General features: G+C 68.5%; 15 protein-coding genes. 10 read left to right on the top strand and 5 right to left on the bottom strand.

Features of this window, described 5'->3' with window-relative positions:
• The first annotated feature begins 44 nt into the window (after positions 1 to 44).
• From QZV97_RS02015 to QZV97_RS01970, 10 genes are all read left to right on the top strand, one after another.
• Positions 45 to 1025 (top strand): beta-propeller fold lactonase family protein, encoded by a 981-nt coding sequence (locus QZV97_RS02015; RefSeq protein WP_295637639.1) that lies wholly within the window; start codon positions 45 to 47, stop codon positions 1023 to 1025.
• Positions 1009 to 1800, top strand: a complete 792-nt coding sequence (locus tag QZV97_RS02010; RefSeq protein WP_295637517.1) for a polysaccharide deacetylase family protein — start codon at positions 1009 to 1011, stop codon at positions 1798 to 1800. The genes QZV97_RS02015 and QZV97_RS02010 overlap by 17 nt, the downstream gene beginning before the upstream one ends.
• A 7-nt stretch (positions 1801 to 1807) precedes the next feature.
• Positions 1808 to 2782, top strand: a complete 975-nt coding sequence (locus QZV97_RS02005) for a sterol desaturase family protein (protein ID WP_295637515.1) — start codon at positions 1808 to 1810, stop codon at positions 2780 to 2782.
• 31 nt (positions 2783 to 2813) lie between these two features.
• The gene (locus tag QZV97_RS02000; RefSeq protein ID WP_295637512.1) at positions 2814 to 3686 is read left to right on the top strand and encodes an EI24 domain-containing protein; all 873 of its coding nucleotides are present in this window, start codon (positions 2814 to 2816) and stop codon (positions 3684 to 3686) included.
• Positions 3687 to 3700: 14 nt separating this feature from the next.
• Positions 3701 to 4513, top strand: a complete 813-nt coding sequence (locus tag QZV97_RS01995; protein WP_295637636.1) for a molybdopterin-binding protein — start codon at positions 3701 to 3703, stop codon at positions 4511 to 4513.
• Between the two features lie 213 nt (positions 4514 to 4726).
• Positions 4727 to 6142, top strand: coding sequence for a type I glutamate--ammonia ligase (glnA, locus tag QZV97_RS01990; protein ID WP_295637509.1), 1416 nt, complete (start codon positions 4727 to 4729; stop codon positions 6140 to 6142).
• 183 nt (positions 6143 to 6325) lie between these two features.
• The gene (locus tag QZV97_RS01985; protein ID WP_295637506.1) at positions 6326 to 6826 is read left to right on the top strand and encodes a hypothetical protein; all 501 of its coding nucleotides are present in this window, start codon (positions 6326 to 6328) and stop codon (positions 6824 to 6826) included.
• A 43-nt stretch (positions 6827 to 6869) separates the two neighbouring features.
• Positions 6870 to 7955 (top strand): nitrogen regulation protein NR(II), encoded by a 1086-nt coding sequence (gene glnL, locus QZV97_RS01980; protein WP_295637503.1) that lies wholly within the window; start codon positions 6870 to 6872, stop codon positions 7953 to 7955.
• A gap of 49 nt (positions 7956 to 8004) precedes the next feature.
• A complete protein-coding gene (gene ntrC, locus QZV97_RS01975) occupies positions 8005 to 9492 on the top strand; it encodes a nitrogen regulation protein NR(I) (RefSeq protein ID WP_295637500.1) in 1488 nt (495 codons plus the stop codon).
• Positions 9493 to 9592: 100 nt separating this feature from the next.
• Positions 9593 to 10129, top strand: a complete 537-nt coding sequence (locus QZV97_RS01970; RefSeq protein ID WP_295637497.1) for a DUF3617 domain-containing protein — start codon at positions 9593 to 9595, stop codon at positions 10127 to 10129.
• Between the two features lie 12 nt (positions 10130 to 10141).
• On the opposite strand, the gene xth is transcribed toward QZV97_RS01970, so the two are convergent.
• From xth to QZV97_RS01945, 5 genes are all read right to left on the bottom strand, one after another.
• Positions 10142 to 10912 carry an exodeoxyribonuclease III gene (xth, locus tag QZV97_RS01965; RefSeq protein WP_295637494.1) on the bottom strand — a complete coding sequence of 257 codons (771 nt, stop codon included), beginning with the start codon at positions 10910 to 10912 and terminating at the stop codon, positions 10142 to 10144.
• A 350-nt stretch (positions 10913 to 11262) separates the two neighbouring features.
• A complete protein-coding gene (locus QZV97_RS01960; RefSeq protein WP_295637491.1) occupies positions 11263 to 11865 on the bottom strand; it encodes an RES family NAD+ phosphorylase in 603 nt (200 codons plus the stop codon).
• Positions 11852 to 12496: an integrase gene (locus QZV97_RS01955; RefSeq protein ID WP_295637488.1), complete on the bottom strand. Its 645-nt coding sequence runs from the start codon at positions 12494 to 12496 to the stop codon at positions 11852 to 11854. Before QZV97_RS01955 ends, QZV97_RS01960 begins: the two co-directional genes overlap by 14 nt.
• A 486-nt stretch (positions 12497 to 12982) precedes the next feature.
• A complete protein-coding gene (locus QZV97_RS01950; RefSeq protein WP_295637485.1) occupies positions 12983 to 15757 on the bottom strand; it encodes a conjugal transfer protein TraG N-terminal domain-containing protein in 2775 nt (924 codons plus the stop codon).
• A 24-nt stretch (positions 15758 to 15781) separates the two neighbouring features.
• Positions 15782 to 17221, bottom strand: a complete 1440-nt coding sequence (locus tag QZV97_RS01945; RefSeq protein WP_295637482.1) for a conjugal transfer protein TraH — start codon at positions 17219 to 17221, stop codon at positions 15782 to 15784.
• Between the last annotated feature and the right edge of the window lie 11 nt (positions 17222 to 17232).

Here is a 17232-nt window from a genome sequence, read left to right as displayed (position 1 = left end):
GGAGCAGGGGGCGGCGAGGGTTGCGGGGTGGCCTCGCGGCCTGGGTGGGTGCGCTGGCGCTGGCGGGGCTGCCAGCGCTCGTGGCTGCCGCCGAGCCGGCGCCGATCTTCGTGCTGAACTCGCTGGACGCGAGCATCAGCGTCATCGACCCCGCGAGCTTCACCGAGCTGCGTCGCCTGCCCACCGGCAAGGAGCCGCACCACCTCTACCTGTCGCCGGACGAGCGCTCGCTGCTGGTGGCCAACGCGATGGCGGATTCGCTGACGCTGGTCGACCCGAGGACCGGCGAGATCCAGCGCACCATCACCGGCGTGCCCGATCCCTATCACCTGCGTTTCTCGCCCGACATGAAGTGGTTCGTCACGGCCGCCAACCGGCTCAATCACGTGGCGATCTACCGCTGGAACGGCGACGCCGAGGGCGCCGAGCTGACGCTCGTCAAGAAGGTGCCGGCCGCCAAGACGCCCAGCCACCTGGCGATCGACGGCGCGAGCCGCGTGGTCTACGCCTCGCTGCAGGACAGCGACCAGCTGATGGCGATCGAGCTGGCGACGCAGACGCCGCGCTGGACCGTGTCGACCGGCAAGCTGCCGGCCGACGTCTATCTGACGCCGGACGATCGCCACCTGCTGGTGGGCCTGACGGGCGACGAGTTCGTCGAGGTCTACGACGTCGTCGCCAACCCGGCCCGGCTGCTGAAGCGCATCCGGACCGGCACCGGAGCGCATGCCTTCCGCGCCTGGGGCGACGGGCGCCACGTGCTGGTCAGCAATCGCGTCGCCAACACCATCAGCCGGGTCGACCTGCAGACGCTGGAAGTCGTCGACACCTACCCGGCGCCGGGCGGGCCGGACTGCATCGACGTGATGGTCGATGCCGCCGGCAACAAGAGCATCCTCGTCACCTCGCGCTGGGCGCGCAAGCTGACCGTGATCGATCCGGTGAAGCGCCAGGTGGTGCGGCAGGTCGCGGTGGGCCGCTCGCCGCACGGCGTCTGGACCCTGGACCATGCACCACGGCGCTGAAGCCATCCTGCGGTACATGCTCGTCGCGCTGCTGCCGGCCCTTGCGGCGACGGCAGCGGCTTGCGAGAAGCCGGTCTACCTCACCTTCGACACCGGCCACATGGGCGTCGCGCCGCTGGTGGCCGACGTGCTGCAGCGGCAGCAGGTCAAGGCGACCTTCTTCCTCGCCAACGAGCCGACCCGCAGCGGCGGCGCCAGCCTCGACGACGACTGGGCGGCCTGGTGGAAGGCACGCGCGGCCGAAGGGCATGCCTTCGGCTCGCACACCTGGGATCACTGGGTCTGGCGCGCCGACGGCAAGCCGGGCTTCGCCGTGCGGCCGACTGCCGGGCCGCAGGCCGGGCGCACGCTGAAGGTCGATGCCGCGGCCTACTGCGAGGCGCTGCGCCGGCCGCTCGATCGGCTGCGGCAGATGAGCGGCGAGCGAGGCCTGCCGCTGTTTCGTGCGCCGGCCGGCCGCACGTCGCCGGCGCTGCTGAAGGCGGCCGAGGCCTGCGGCTTCAGGCACGTGCCGTGGACGTCCGCCGGCTTCCTGGGCGACGAGCTGCCGAGCGAGGCGTATCCGAACGCGACGCTGCTGGCCCAGGCCCTGCGCGAGATCCGGCCCGGCGACATCCTGCTGGCCCATCTGGGCATCTGGTCGCGCCGGGATCCGTGGGCGCCGGCGGTGCTGGAGCCGCTGATCGAAGGCCTGAAGGCCCGCGGCCTGTGCTTCGCGACGCTGCGCGAGCATCCGGACTACCGCGCGTGGATCGCCGCGCACCCGCGACCTTGAGGCCACGGTGGACTCGCTGATCGACCTGTTCGGGCGCGCGCAGCAGGTGCTGTTCGAGAGTCTCGTGCAGCCATTGCTGTTCGCGGCCGGGCTGGGCAACCTGCTCGAGGACGGCTACGACGCGACCGGCTGGCTGCTCGTCGGCCTGCTGCAGCTGGCGATCATGCTGGCCGTGATCGCGCCGCTGCAGCGCTGGCGCCCGGTCGAGCCGGTCACCGACCGGCAGGCCGTGCGCGTCGACGTGATCTACACCCTGCTGCATCGCCTGGGGCTGTTTCGCGTCGCGATGTTCTTCGCTGTCGACCCGCTGTGGGACGCGCTCTTCGGCACGCTCGGCCTCCAGGGCTACGCCGGCTGGCAGCTCGACCAGTGGGCCGCGCCCTGGTGGCCCGGCGTCACCGACAGCGCGTGGTTCGCCTTCGGCCTGTACCTGCTGGTGTTCGACCTGGTCGACTACTGGATCCATCGCGGCCAGCACGGCTTCAAGGCGTGGTGGGCGCTGCACGCGCTGCACCACAGCCAGCGGCAGATGACGATGTGGAGCGACAACCGCAACCACCTGCTCGACGACGTGCTGCGCGACAGCCTGCTGGTGCTGCTGGCGCACGCGATCGGCGTTGCACCCGGGCAGTTCGTCGCGGTGGTGGCGCTGACGCAGCTGCTCGAGAGCCTGCAGCACGCCAACCTGCGGCTCGACTTCGGCCGCGTCGGCAGCCGGCTGCTGGTCAGCCCGCGCTTCCATCGCGTTCACCATGCCATCGGCGTCGGCCACGAATCGCGCGGCCCGGGGTCCCTGGGCGGCTGCAATTTCGCGGTGCTGTTCCCGGTCTGGGACATCGCCTTCGGCACGGCCGACTTCCGATCGCCCGTCGAGCCGACCGGCGTGCGCGACCAGCTGCCGCAGGCCGGCCCTCGCGACTACGGTCGCGGTTTCTGGGCGCAGCAGCGGCTCGGGCTGCTCAGGCTCTTCGGGCGCGGCTGAGGCCTTCGGCGCGCGCCGCTATGCTCGGCTCATGAAGCTCATCGTCGATGCGTTCTGGCGGGCCGCCGCCTACTGCCTGCACCCGCGGGTCATCCTGCTGTCGCTGCTGCCCTTCGTGCTGACCGGCGTGCTGGCGGGCGGGCTGGGCTACCTGTTCTGGGAGGCGGCGCTGGCGGCCGTGCGTTCGCGGCTCGACGCCTGGTCGCTGACCGGCGCGGCGCTCGACTGGCTCACCGGTGTCGGCGCCGACGGCCTGCGCACGCTGATCGGTCCGCTGATCGTGCTGGCGCTGACGCTGCCGGTGCTGGTCATCGTCTCGTTGCTGGTGGTGGCGCTCTTCATGATGCCGCGGCTGGTGGATCTGGTGGCCAGGCGTCGCTTCGCCGATCTGGAGCGCAAGCATGGCGCGGCTTGGTGGCAGGCTGCGGCCTGGTCGCTCGCGGCGACGGCCGTGGCCTTGCTGGCGCTGGTGGCGTCGGTGCCGCTGTGGCTGATCCCGCCACTGGCGCTGGTGCTGCCGCCGCTGATCTGGGGCTGGCTCGGCTACCGCGTGATGAGCTACGACGCGCTGGCCGAGCATGCCTCTGCCGAGGAGCGTCGCGAACTGATGCGCGAGCACCGCCTGCCGCTGCTGGGCATCGGCGTCGTCACCGGCTACCTGGGCGCGGCGCCGGCGCTGGTGTGGGCGGTCGGCGCGGTCGCGCTCGCATTCGCACCGCTGCTGATCGTGGTGTCGATGTGGCTGTACACGCTGGTGTTCGCGTTCTCCGCACTCTGGTTCAGCCATTACGGGCTGGCGGCGCTGCAGGCGCTGCGTGCGCGGCGAGCCGTGCAGGCGCCGGCCGCCGAGATCGTCGACGTGCTGCCGGCACCGGCGGGCCCGGTGTCGCAGGGGTCTCCGTGAGCAGCGAGGCGCGCATGCAGTTCGGCATCCTGATCGTCGGCGACGAGATCCTCTCCGGCAAGCGCAAGGACCAGCATCTCGCCAAGGCGATCGAGCTGCTGGCGGAGCGCGGGCTGCAGCTCGCGTGGGCGCGCTACGTCGGCGACGACCGCGCGGCGATCACCGCCGAGCTGCGGCAGGCCTTCGCGAGCGGCGCGGTGGTGTTCTCGTGCGGCGGCATCGGCGCGACGCCCGACGACCACACCCGCCAGAGCGCCGCCGCGGCGCTGGAGCGGCCGCTGCGGCTGCATCCGCAGGCGCGCGACTTCATCCTCGAGCGCATGCGCGACATCGCCGCCGAGCAGGGCCTGCCCTATGAGCCCGATCGCGACGACAACGTGCACCGCCTGAACATGGGCGTCTTCCCGGAAGGCGCCGAGATCATCCCCAATCCGTACAACAAGATCGCCGGCTTCAGCCTTGCCAGCCCGGGCGGGCAGGGCGCCGTGCACTTCGTGCCCGGCTTCCCGGTGATGGCGTGGCCGATGATGGCCTGGGTGCTGGACACGCTGTACCCGCAGTTGCACGGCAGCGCGCACCAGGCGGAACGCTCGGTCGTCGTCTACGGCGCGATGGAGGCCGCGTTGACGCCGCTGATGGAGGCGATCGAACTCGGTCACCCCGGCGTCAAGGTGTTCAGCCTGCCGAGCGTGGACCATCCCGAGCATGGCCGGCACATCGAGCTGGGCGTGAAGGGCGACGCGGCCCTCCTGGCGGCGGCCTACCGCCAGCTGATCGAGGGCCTGGCGCAGCACGGCGCCCGCATCGGCCCCGAAATGGTGCGATGAGGACGCCCCGAGTCGGGGCACGATGCGCATCATTCGGGTGCCTGCTTCGGTCGATATGACCGCTCGGGCCATGCAGCCCGTGTTCTACGCCCCGGAGCTGCCCTCGTCTTGGGCATGCTTTCTGCTAAATTTCCGCGAGCCTTTCTGGCCATGACCGGGGTCGCTTTCGCCCCCAAACCCCCGAAACACCAACGTCCCCGCTAGGAGAACCTGATGGCCAAGACCGTCGCCGACGTGATGAAGATGGTGAAGGAGAACGAAGTCAAGTTCGTCGACTTCCGCTTCACCGACACCCGCGGCAAGGAACAGCACGTGTCCGTGCCCGTTTCCGCGTTCGATGAAGACAAGTTCACGTCGGGCCACGCTTTCGACGGCTCGTCGATTGCCGGCTGGAAGGGCATCGAAGCCTCCGACATGCTGCTGATGCCGGACCCGATCACGGCCAACATCGATCCGTTCTTCGAAGAGCCGACGCTGATCCTGACCTGCGACGTGCTCGAGCCGGGCGACGGCAAGCCCTACGAGCGCGATCCGCGTTCGCTGGCCAAGCGCGCCGAGGCCTACATGAAGGCCTCCGGCCTGGGCGACGCGGCCTACTTCGGCCCCGAGCCCGAGTTCTTCGTCTTCGACAGCGTGCGCTGGGGCACCGACATGTCGGGCTGCTTCGTGAAGATCGAGTCCGAGGAAGCCGCCTGGAACTCCGGCAAGGACTACGAGCACGGCAACTCCGGCTACCGCCCGACGGTGAAGGGCGGCTACTTCCCCGTGCCGCCGGTCGACAGCTTCCAGGACATGCGCTCGGAGATGTGCCTGATCCTCGAATCGCTGGGCATCCCGGTCGAGGTCCACCACCACGAGGTGGCGACCGCCGGCCAGATGGAGCTGGGCACGAAGTTCAGCACCCTGGTCCAGCGCGCCGACTGGCTGCAGCTGCAGAAGTACGTGATCCAGAACGTCGCGCACTCCTACGGCAAGACGGCGACCTTCATGCCCAAGCCCATCGTGGGCGACAACGGTTCGGGCATGCACGTGCACCAGTCGGTGTGGAAGGACGGCAAGAACCTGTTCGCCGGCGACGGCTACGCCGGCCTGAGCGAGTTCGCGCTGTTCTACATCGGCGGCATCATCAAGCACGCCCGCGCGCTGAACGCGATCACGAACCCGGGTACCAACAGCTACAAGCGTCTGGTGCCGGGCTTCGAGGCGCCGGTGAAGCTGGCCTACTCGGCCAAGAACCGCTCGGCGTCCATCCGCATCCCGTATGTGGCCAACCCGAAGGGCCGTCGCATCGAGGCGCGCTTCCCGGACCCGACCGCCAACCCCTACCTGGCCTTCACGGCGCTGCTGATGGCGGGCCTGGACGGCGTGGAGAACAAGATCCACCCCGGCGAGGCCGCCACCAAGGATCTGTACCACCTGCCGCCGGAAGAGGACGCGAAGATCCCGACCGTCTGCCACAGCCTGGACCAGGCGCTGGACTACCTGGACAAGGACCGTGCCTTCCTGACCAAGGGCGGCGTGTTTACCGATGCCTACCTCGACGCCTACATCGAACTGAAGATGCAGGAAGTGACGCGCTTCCGCATGACGACGCATCCGGTCGAGTTCGACATGTACTACAGCCTGTGATCCGGCTCGCGCGGGCCCCGGTGCCTGCGCTCCGGCTCACGTCGTGCGTGAAAAAGGGACGGCCTGCGCCGTCCCTTTTCCTTTGGCTCGTGTGCACGGGCCGACGCTGCGCCGCGTTGCCTGTCGTATGCCGGATACTCGGCAGCGAAGGTGCGCCGCGCGCGCCGCGACGAGGAGCAGCGGATGGGGTCATCGGGGTCGGGCAAGCTCTTGCTGGCAATGCTGCTGGGCCTGTCGGCGGCGGAAGTCCTCGCTCAGACGGTCTACAAGTGCCCCGGCAACCTCTACACCGACAGCATCAGTGCCAAGGAAGCGGCGGCCCGCAACTGCAAGACGCTCGAAGGCGCGCCGGTGACCGTCATCCAGGGACCGGCCCGGCGGCCGCCGGCGACGAGCGGTGGCGACAGTGCCTCGCGCCCCGCCGACACGAAGGTCAATCCGGGCGATCAGGCGGCCCGCGACGCCGACAAGCGCCGCATCCTCGAGACCGAACTGCGGCGCGAGGAAGACCGGCTGGCCACGCTGAAGGCCGAGTACAACAACGGCCAGCCCGAACGACGCGGCGACGAGAAGAACTACCAGAAGTACCTGGACCGGACCGCCGAGCTGAAGGCCAATCTCGAGCGCTCCGAGAGCGACGTCGCCGCCCTGCGTCGCGAGCTCGGCAAGCTCAACAACAACTGACCGGGCACCGCGAGTCTCGCGGTCCCGCCGGCATGCTGCTGTGATGAGCCTGCCGCCTCCTGCACCGCAACGCTCCGGCCACGAGGCCTTCGACCTGCTGGCCACGATGGTGGCGCTGGTCCGCCCGGACGGCGTCTGCCTGTTCGCCAATGCCGCCTTCGAGAACGTGCTGGGCCTGTCGCGCCGCAGCGTGCTGCGGCGCGAGTGGTTCGACTGGTTCGTCGAGTCCGACCTGCTGCGCGAGACGGTGGCCGCGGTCGCGCGCAACGAGTTCTCGACCAGCCGGCTCGACGCGCAGCTCAAGCGCCCGTTCTCCAGCCCCGGCGAGCCGCTGCTCGTCCACGTCATCGTCAACCAGCTCGAGGACAGCGACGCGACCCTGGTCGAACTGATCGAGATCGAGCAGCAGACGCGCCAGGACCGCGAAGAGCGGGCCCGCGGCCAGGTGCAGGCGAACAAGGAGCTGATCCGCAACCTGGCGCACGAGATCAAGAACCCGCTGGGCGGCATCCGCGGCGCGGCCCAGCTGCTGCAGATGGAGGTCGAGTCCAAGGCGCTCGGCGAGTACGCCCAGGTCATCATCCACGAGGCCGACCGTCTGCAGGCCCTGGTCGACCGGCTGCTGGCGCCGCACCGCCGGCCGCACGTGGTGGGCGACGTCAACATCCACGAGGTCTGCGAACGGGTCCGCTCGCTGATCCTGGCGGAGTTTCCGCGCGGCCTGACGATCGAACGCGACTACGATGCGTCGATTCCCGACTTCCGCGGCGACCGCGAGCAGCTGATCCAGGCGGTGCTGAACATCGCGCACAACGCCGCGCAGGCGCTGTCCGAGCGGATCGCCGCCGGCGATGCGCGGCTGAACCTGCGGACGCGCATCGCACGCCAGGTCACGCTGGGCAAGCGCCGCTATCGATTGGCACTGGAATTGCATATTGAGGACAACGGCCCGGGCATCCCCGAGGCGATCCGCGATCGCATCTTCTACCCGCTGGTATCGGGGCGCGATGGCGGGTCGGGACTGGGGTTGACGCTGGCGCAGACCTTCGTGGCGCAACATCAGGGCACGATCGACTGCGACAGCGAACCGGGCAGGACGCTGTTCAAAATCACGATGCCGCTGCCCTGACCATCCGTCGGGGGTGCGGTGCGCAAGATGCTCAGGATCACGGGGCCGCATGAAACCCATCTGGATCGTTGACGACGACCAATCCATCCGCTTCGTGCTCGAGAAGGCGCTGGTGCGCGACGAGCTGCCGGTGCGCAGCTTCTCCAATCCGCGCGACGTGCTCGCGGCGATCGAGGCCGGCGACGCCCCCCAGGTCCTGGTGAGCGACATCCGCATGCCCGGCGGATCCGGCCTGGATCTGCTGGCCACGGTGAAGGAGCGCCTCCCCGGCCTGCCGGTCATCATCATGACCGCCTACTCCGACCTGGACAGCGCCGTCTCGGCCTTCCAGGGCGGCGCCTTCGAGTACCTGCCCAAGCCCTTCGACCTGCCCAAGGCGGTCGAACTGATCCGCCGTGCGCTCGAGGAAAGTCTGCGCGAGGACGAGGGCGACGAGCGCCTCGCGCAGGTGCCCGAGATGCTGGGCCAGGCGCCGGCGATGCAGGACGTGTTCCGCGCGATCGGCCGCCTGAGCCAGAGCAACGTCACGGTGCTGATCACCGGCGAGAGCGGCTCCGGCAAGGAGCTGGTGGCGCGCGCTCTGCACAAGCACAGCCCGCGCGGGGATGGTGGCAGCAAGGGCCCGTTCGTCGCGATCAACACCGCGGCGATCCCGAAGGACCTGCTGGAGAGCGAACTCTTCGGCCACGAGCGCGGTGCCTTCACCGGCGCGCAGACCACGCGGCGCGGGCGCTTCGAGCAGGCCGACGGCGGCACGCTCTTCCTCGACGAGATCGGCGACATGCCCTTCGACCTTCAGACGCGCCTGCTGCGCGTGCTGAGCGACGGGCAGTTCTACCGCGTCGGCGGCCACAACCCGCTGAAGAGCAACGTGCGCGTCATCGCCGCGACCCACCAGGACCTGGAGCAGCGCGTCAAGCAGGGCGCCTTCCGCGAGGACCTGTTCCACCGCCTCAACGTGATCCGCCTGCGCCTGCCGGCGCTGCGCGAGCGGCGCGAGGACATCCCGGCCCTGGCACGCTCCTTCCTGCAGAAGAGCGCCAAGGAGCTGGGCGTCGAGGCCAAGCGCCTGAGCGAGGCGGCACTGGCGCGGCTGCTGAGCTTCGACTACCCGGGCAACGTGCGCCAGCTCGAGAACATCTGCCACTGGCTCACGGTCATGGCACCGGCGCAGCTGGTCGATGCGAAGGACCTGCCGCCCGAGATCGTGGCCCCGGCGCCGAGGCCGCCGGTGCCGGCCGATGCCGCTCCCGCGCCGTCGACCGAGGTCGGCATGGCGGCTGCCGTCGCTGCACCAGCGGTGGCCGCTCCGCCGACCCCGGGCCTGTGGCTCGACGACCTCGAGCGCGAGGCGCGCAGCCTGCTCGAGGCCGGCGTGCCCGATGTCTGGGAGGCGCTGACCCACAAGTTCGAGGCCCAGCTCATCCATACCGCGCTCGACATCACCCGCGGCCGCCGCATCGAGGCTGCGCACAAGCTCGGTATCGGGCGCAACACGATCACGCGCAAAATCCAGGAACTCGGCTTGGACGAGTGAGGCGTGCGGTGCACGCCGCGTCGTGCCGGACGACGAAGCTGTCCGGCGCTCCTGGAGAGCGAACGTGACGCAACATCGAAGGTCTTCGAAGGCGCGGCGCTTGGCCGCCTTCGCGATCGGCCTCGTGGCCATCGCGCAGCCTGCCGCGGTCGGGGCGCAGGCCAGCAAGCCCGGCCTGTGGGAGATCCGCCAGCAGGTCCAGGGTGACCCGGCCCAGCAGAAGCAGATGGACGAGATGCGCAAGCAGATGGCCGCGATGCCCGAGGCGCAGCGCAAGCAGGTCGAGCAGATGATGGGCAAGCACGGCGCCGGCATGGACCCCGCCAGCGGCGGGACCGTCGCAAGGATCTGCCTCACCAAGGAAGATGCCGCGCGGGACGGCGTGCCGGTGGACAAGCGCGCCGACTGCAGCTACGAGCCGCAACGCAGCGGCAACACGACACGCCTCAAGTACGTCTGTACCAAGCCGCCATCGCAGGGTGAGGTCGAGCTGACGGCGCTGAGTCCCGAGCGCTACACGATGAAGATGAAGGGCAGCGACGACAAGGGCCGCGCGATGGCAATGCAGGGCGAGGGCCGCTGGCTCGGCGCCGACTGCGGCGACGTCAAGCCGCTGAAAGCGCCGGCCAAGCCCTGAGCGCGGCGCGGCTCACGCCGCAACCAGCTCGACGATCACCGGCGCGTGGTCGCTCGGCCGCTCGTTCTTGCGCGGCAGCTTGTCGATCGTGCAGGCGGCGACCCGCGGCTTCAGGGCCTCGCTGACCAGGATGTGGTCGATGCGCAGGCCCTGGTTCTTGCGGAAGGCGAGGTTGCGGTAGTCCCACCAGCTCCAGCTCCTGGGGGGCTGCTCGAACAGCCGGAAGGCGTCGTGCAGGCCCAGGCCCAGCAGCTGGCGGAAGTGCTCGCGCTCCTCGGGCGTGCAGTGGATCTGGCCTTCCCAGGCGACCGGGTCGTAGACGTCGCGGTCGTCCGGAGCGATGTTGTAGTCGCCCATCAGCACCAGACGCGGATGCGCGGCCAGTTCCTCGCGCACCCAGTCGCGCAAGGCGCGCAGCCACTGCATCTTGTAGTCGAACTTCTCGCTGCCGGGCGCCTGGCCGTTGGGGAAGTAGGCACCGATCACGCGCAACTCGCCGACTGTCCCGGCGATCACCCGCGCCTGCGCGTCGTCGAAGCCGGGGATGTTGCGCACGATGCCGGTGGCGGTCGGCTTCGACAGCAGCGCCACGCCGTTGTACGTCTTCTGGCCGTGCCACTGGACCTGGTAGCCGGCAGCCTCGATCTCGGCGTGCGGAAACTTGTCGTCGGTGAGCTTGGTTTCCTGCAGCACGATCGCGTCGACCGGATTGGCGAGCAGCCAGTCCAGCAGCTGCGGCAGGCGCACGGCGAGCGAGTTGACGTTCCAGGTGGCGAGTTTCATGTTATCTCTACGCTGTTGATTTTTATAGTGTTTTCAGAGGGTTGCGGCGCTTTTTTTCTTCTGGCTACCCGTCTAGCTACCCACTTTCGTCGAGCCGGCATGACCTCTCCAGGGATCGCCTGATACGGAGCAGTGCCAACCATCTACCGCCGACAAGCCGTGGTGGTCGTGCAAGGCTGCAGCATCTGGGGCAATCGTACTTGCCGCTCGAGAAGAGTGCGGCAAGCAACCCCAGCCGAACTGGGAGGGCTGCGTGGTTGGTGAGGTTCTCCGTGACGGCGTCGACAACCTGAGTGCGCAGTTGCCTCTTGTACTGATTGGCTCCTGCAGAACGGGACAACTGACGGCCCTCAAGCGGGCAGGACGACGACTTGGTACGTCATGAGGAAACTCGGCCAGTCGACGTGGTCGCGCAGCGCGATGTCGTCGACGAGCGAGAGCTTCTCGGCTGCACGGTCGAACAGTGCGGCGCACGCGGCCGGGTGATTGTTGCGCGACGGGTAGAGCACGCCGTCGAATCGAGGCGCGCCACCGGGCTCGGCGAGCGCGTGTGCCAGCGCAGCGATTCGCTGCGTGTGAACGTAGCGACGGCTGGCCAGCTGTGCCAGGTTCAGTCCGAACTGCGATGCCATCACGCCGGACGCAGTGAGATCGGCGAGCGACAGCGGCTCGAGGACGCCGATCGCCCTGACCATGCGCGCGTACACCTCGGTTCGCGTGATCACGCGCTTGACGCGGCGGCTCCAACGGTGCTGGCGGAAGACCGACTCCATGAGCGCGGTTGCCAGGTCGAAGCCGACGTAGAGCGTGCCAAACCGGTGAGCCCGGTCGTCGTAGCGATTGCCACCCGAGCGGCCGAAGTGAAGGGCCGTGCCGCGATAGGCAGCACGACTCACGTGCTGGAGCAGTTCCCCTGCTGGGATGATTCGGGTCGGAACATCAGGCGTCGGCACCGGCACGCTCCGCCCGCTGCACGCCGAGCGAAGCAAGCACCACGCGCACCGTCGCGTCGACATTGCCTCGGTTGACGCTCGCCACCGGAGATTGGCTGCCAAGGGCTTCGGAGGGCTCCACCAAGGAGCGGTACACCGTCCAGGCATCGACATCTTCCGCGGCCTGGAGAACGATGCGCGTCAGCTGCAGCCCCGGTGCCTCCAACTGCCAGTCTGGGATGCGCTGGCCGCGACGGCCGACGTCCAGCGCAAGCAATCTGCGGGCGGCGATGTCTTTGTAGATCTGCTGGCGGGACTTGTGGGCCAGGCGCACGAAGTCGGCCAGTGGCAGGTTGTGCGGTCGCTCGAACTCGCGCAGCAGTTCAGCGCGGCCACGCTGGACGTCGGCGGCCGTCGGCGCCCAGGACGTGGCCGCGCGCAGCGACGCGGCCTTCCGGCCCAGTGTTTCTGTCAGAGGTGACTTATCGATGGTGGTGTTCGTGGCAGCCGCCAGCTTTTCTCGAACAAGGCGGTCAAGCTCGAACAAGAATGCGCCACGGTCGCGAACGGTGACCGCCTTGTCGAAGCGGCGAACTTCCGTCGCGGTGACGAGTGGCTTGTCCACAGCCACCGCACCCTGTGCCTTGCGCATGGCGAACTCCGCGTGCGAGGTGAGGTACGGCAGGGTAGTCTCGTTTGTCTCGTATGTCAACTTTGACAACCTATGGGATCGTGCGGTGCAGTGGCGAATCTCGGCGCGCGGGTATGCGTTCGCCCGAGAGCATTGCAACGGCGGCCCATCGGCGCTACCTTGCGAACCAGAGGCATGTGATGCTGCGGAAGGCAATCTTTCTCACTCTCGTCGGGGTTGGCGCCCTGGTTGGCGTTGTCGCTGCGATCAACGGGGACTGGGGTCTTCGCGTGGTGATGGCGGGGCTTGGTGCGCTTGTCGGTGCTGCGGTGGGTGGTGCCGCGGTCAAGCTTGGGCAACGGCCTCCGGAGCGCCGAGAGATCCCAGGCATGGGCACGACGACGGCAGACATGGCAGCGAACTTCTGGCGCGACAAAGGCCGTCCGCCCGTTTAGGCCAACGAGAGCCCAGGTCCGGCGCAAGTCGTTCGTCATCCCCTGCCGTTTGCTACTTCTTCTTGAGCACTCCTTTCACCGTCTCTTTGGCCTCGTCCAGAGTGGCGCCGGCATCGGCCGCAACCTGCCGCCCGGACTGCAGAAGCAGCGACTTCTTGGTGGAAACGGTCCCGTCGGCGGACCTGCTGACTTCCGCCTCGGCGTCGAATCCGCGACGTGACCGGTCCGCCTGTTCGCGGATGGCTGCTCCACTGAGGGCGACCTCTGGCCTGATGCCGGGTCGCGGCTGCTCGGAGGCGGGCGGCGGTTCGCTTCCGAGTGCGCGCGCAACGGCGCCGCGGTTCTGGGCGTTGCGCGCGACCAAGTCGGGATTCAAGGCGGGGTCGGACGCCGACGCGGCCCACCGATTGCGCAGGTCCTCGAAGGACGTGGGCAGCGCGGCTCCGTCGGAGAAACTGCGTGACGGACGAAGCCCCTGCCGCGCCAACTCCGCGTCGAGCAATGTGGCAGCCGCCGCGCTGTCACCGCCGTAGCGCTCGGCGTAGCGCAGGAACATCGCGAGGTTGTAGGGATCCTGGGCGATGTCGATAGCGATGGACTCGCCACGCTCGCGGGCCTCTGAGACGCGCTCAGCCAATGCGCTGCGCTCGCCGTATGAGGCCTGAGCCTGCTGGGCTCGCGACGCGGTAGTCGCCAGGCGGCTCCCCAATTCCCGCGCCTGGCGCGCATCGTCGGATATCGCGCTGACCAAGGTGGCGTCACGCGAGACGCGGTCTCCGAACTGCTTGAACTCGGCGATCTGATCGCTTGTCATGGATCCGAGCACCTTCCTTTGCTCCGCGGAGAGGCCGCTCATGTAGGCCTTGTCCCCGCTGGCATCGACCTGCGCTCCTGCTACGCCCGCGTTGAAGCCGAGGCGGCCGGAGGCACCGAACGCTATGCGGGCTACCTGCGACTGCGTGAGCCCGGTGTTGTCCGCGACGCTCTTCGTGATCTGGTCCAGCCGCGTCAGCGTCTCACCCAGTTGCTCGAAGCTGCTCGTCGAGGTGCCCGAGGAACTGCGCGAGGACTTGAGCTTGGCCAGCCCCTTGGTGAAAGCCTCGGTCAAGACGGCGGATCGCTCGTTGCTCGCGGACACCATCTCGCCGCGCGCGGTGTCGGCCTGACGGCTCGCCTCGGTGACGTCCTGTTCGCTGACCCGCATCGACACCACGCGCGAGGCGAAGCCCTGGTTGCGCAGCAGGTTCGCAGCCGTGCGTCCGGTGAGTGCGCTCGACGTGAAGGTGTTGCCGCTGAGATCGCTCTGCCACGAACTCATGAACGCCGACGTGCGGTTCGGCGCCAACTGCAGCTGATCCATCGCGACGTTGCCCATAGCCACGTTGCCGACGGCGGCTCCTGCGGTGCTGCCGGCCAGCATGCCCTGCAGCCCGGACAAGCCGCCGACGAGCGCGGTGCCGAAGTTCTCCATGCGCTTGAGCGCGGCCCAGGCGATGAAGGGGATGCTGATGGCCAGGTAGCCGACAACCGCTTCGCCGGAGATCGCCCGCGAGTAGATCATCGATGCAGTCTGCAGCGCGAGGGCCTTGGTGCCGGTGCCCAGGTCCGACGCGGCGGCCAGGTCGTAGGCGGCATACACCGAAGCCATGTAGTTGAGCACCGCGTACAGCGGCGGCCAAAGCTGGATCCAGATCAGGATCGCCGCATAGCCCTTGAAGGCAATCATCGACTCGCGTCCGCTGGTCAGTAGGAGCAACAGCACGAAGAGCGGGAACAGGGCGTAGGTGAGGGCCTCGATGACATTGCGGAACACCGGCAGCGACTGTTCGGCGACCTTGCCGTAGTTCATCCAGGTCGCGTTCTGCTGCGCCACCGCCTGCGCCCGGCCGACCGCGAGCACCATCGCCGCCGGGTCGTTCACCTTCTGGCCGATGATGTTGCTGGTGTCGCTGATGGCATTGAGCACGGCGTTCTGCCGGATCAGGTCCGTTGCCGTCGCGGCCGCCGTCGCGATGCTGTTGCGGATGTAGGCCTGCTGGATCTGGCCGGCGATCGCCGCAGTCGCCGCCGCGCTGGGCAGCGTGGGGTTGAGCTGGAAAGCCAGCCGGCCCTCGATGCGCGTCACCTGCGCCGGCAGGCGGCCGTTCAGGTTGCCGTAGACGTTGGGGCAAGTGTCGACGGTGACCGCCCCGCCGGCACCGGTCACCGTGCTGAAGCGGGCCGGGTTCGGCGTGGCCATCAGCGCCCACACGTCGTCGGACGTGGAGAACGCTGCCGGATCGACGGTGCCGTCGATCAGGTCGTACATGGTGCAGTTGTGGATGAAGTTGATCAGGTCGGTGCGGAAGGTAGGGTCCTGGAAAACGACGTTGCCGGTCTCGCGGATCAGGCGGTTGCCGAACATCAGGCCGTTGCGTTCGTAGCTCAGCTCCGCGGGCATTGCGCCCGCGCCGGGGATGACCTGAAACGCGGTCTCGAAGAGGCCAGTCAGTGTGTGGCCGATGGTGCTGGTGATGCTGCCGAGCATCGCCACGCCGAACGGGACGTTGGCGACCACCTTCACCGCCGAGCCGCCGGTCTTGTCCACGATGCCCACCGTCACGCGGGGCACGATCAGCACCGAGAACACCAGCAGCACGGTGGCCAGCCACTTCCAGCCCTGCAGCTTGTCGGGGGCGAAGGCGTAGGCGAGCAGGGCTGCGATGAACCCGCAGAAGGCGACCGCCGCGACAGCGGCCGCGTAGTCGCTCGACGCATGGATGGCGGCCGCGGCATTGAAGATGCCGAACAGGCTGTCCGCGTTCTGGTAGGCGAAGATCTCCCACATGGCCGCCTCGAGGCATCGGAGCGGCTACCGGGCCACGTAGGCCGCGCGCTGCCCCAGCATGTCCATCACGTGCTGCGGCATGCTGGAGCGCAGTTGCCGCTCGAGTTGCTCCAGGTGGCTGGAGACGGCGCGGAAGGAGCCGACCTTCTGGTACAGCAGGTTCTTCTCCTGCGACAACTGCAGCAGCATGGCCTGGGCACGCTGGCGCACCTGGTTGGCGAGTTCGCGCTGGCTCTGCTGCAGCGTGTAGCCCTTGTCGAGCGCGGCCATGCCCAGCCGCAGGTTCCGTTCGAGGAAGACGTAGGCATAGTCGGCCGCGATCACGTCGCGGTACTGGCCGATCAGGCTGTCGGCCAAGCCCGAGCCAGGGATGGTCGCGCCGATCGACAACATGCGGTACACCGGCTCGGTGGTCTGGTTGACGAAGCCGACCTCGGCCGAGTTGTTCGGGATCGCGGTGCGCGTCGCGATCTTGTCGGCGATCGACCGCATCATGGTCTCGACGCGGGCCGTGAAGGGCGTGTGCGTGTAGCCCGTGTTCAGCGTGACGACATCGCAGTTCGTGTAGTCGTTGCAGCGCAGCAGGTGCTGGGTGACGTTCGTGCCGGTCCCGGCCGCCTGGCCGTAAAGCAGCTGGCTGATGGAGGTGATCGTCGGCGGCACGGGCTCCGGGTCGCGGTTCGCGCTCTCCGGATGGAAGATGACCGTGCCGACGATGCTCATGATGAGTTCGCGCTCGGCGTCGTCCAGCGCCGTGCCGGTGCGCTGCAGAGCCTTCCAGGTGAGGTTGCCGACGAACGGCGCCTTGTTGCGCACATTGGGATCGGCGGAACTGCGCGCCGAGGCCAGGATGCCCGGCCGGTCGCTGGCGCATCGGCGCCGGGCCGCGTCGCGGTCACTCTCTAGCCCCATCTCGATCGCCAGGTCGGCACAGGCCTCCTGCGAGCTGTAGCCCGTGGCCTCGGCCGCCGTGCTGACGATGGCCTTGGCGGTTTCGCAGGAGTTGATGCGCGCGTTGTTGATCCAGGTCTCCAGGCCCTTCGCCCACTTGGTCAGGCCGCCCAGCAGCGGCGAGACCGACTCCAGCGCGAGCTGGAAGGCGATGCCGGGCAGCGCGGCCGTGATGTTGCGCAGCATGTTCTTGAACTCCTCGGCCGAGATGTGCGAGAACGAGCCGCCGAAGACGTCGATGCCGCCGCAGCCGGCCTTGGCGCTGGGGAACTGGATCGCGGCGAGCTGGTAGACCTTGTTCGGCGAGCGCATGAACAGGCTGCCGCCGGTATAGGTGTTGAAGGTCTGCCCGCGAAATGCGCCCGGCGCGGTGTAGTTCCCGATCGTGCCCAGGTTGTTGAACATCGTGTTCACCTCGGCGTTGAGGTCGCCGGCTCGTGCGGAACCCGCGTGCCACGCGATGGCCATGGCGACGAGGGTGGCACAGGTGCGTTGGGTGAAGCGGGTGGGCATGACGATCCTCC

Source organism: uncultured Methylibium sp. (assembly GCF_902826655.1).
GTDB lineage: Bacteria > Pseudomonadota > Gammaproteobacteria > Burkholderiales > Burkholderiaceae_C > Methylibium.
Note: the sequence above shows the minus strand (reverse complement) of the source record. Positions and strands in the feature narration are given on the sequence as shown.